This is a genomic window from Bacillus sp. EB600 (genome assembly GCF_024494385.1).
Lineage (GTDB): Bacteria > Bacillota > Bacilli > Bacillales > Cytobacillaceae > JAEVLT01.
This window is the reverse complement of sequence record NZ_JAEVLT010000134.1, coordinates 1-763: the sequence shown is the minus strand read 5'-3', so window position 1 is coordinate 763 and position 763 is coordinate 1. Positions and strand designations below refer to the sequence as shown.

The following is a 763-nucleotide window of genomic DNA, read 5'->3' as shown; positions in this document are numbered from 1 at the left end:
GATGAATCCAGTCATAGGTCTGGATGTGGCAAAAGGTGAAAGTCAGGTTCAAGCATTCTTGGATAAAAAAAAGCCGTACAAAAAAAGCTTTAAAGTAGCACATACTCTTGAAGGGTTAGCTAGTCTTCTAGACTTTATTAGAGAAGTAGAAGATATAACAGGGGGACGTCCTCCCATTGTATTGGAATCTACTGGACATTATCATACACCAGTTGTCCAGTATTTCGAGGACAGAGGGTACTTATTGATTATCGTGAATCCACTCATATCGTATCGAGCTAAGAGTTCTAGTTTACGCAAAGTAAAGACTGATATCATTGACGCTCTTCATCTCTGCGAGCTGTATTATAAAGAGGACTTAGAGCCTTATAAACAGCGAGGAATCCAACTCTTAAACCTACGTAACCTGACAAGACAGCATGAAAATATTACAGGCATGTTTGTACAAACTAAACTACAATTTCAAGCAGTTCTGGATCAAGTGTTTCCTGAGTACTGTGGGGTTTTTGGAGACTTATATTCAGCTGTTTCTTTACTAACATTACAGGCATTCCCTACTTCAGAGGAAATCTTGGTAGCTGGCGAAGAAACAATCGCCAAGAAAATAAAAGAATTATGTAAAAGTCGTTCGCAACAATGGGCAAACAGTCAGGCAGATAAATTGAGGGCTGCCGCAGATCAAAACCCTTTTCAGAAAACCTTATATCATAGTCTTATCCTAAGCCTAAATATGTATATTAAAATGCTTCTTGAATACAAAAAG

General features: G+C 38.1%; 1 protein-coding gene. It reads left to right on the top strand.

Going from position 1 to position 763, the window contains the following annotated elements:
- Position 1: 1 nt before the first annotated feature.
- The coding region (locus JN080_RS28900) for an IS110 family transposase (protein ID WP_256239364.1) at positions 2-763 on the top strand (762 nt) is incomplete at its 3' end.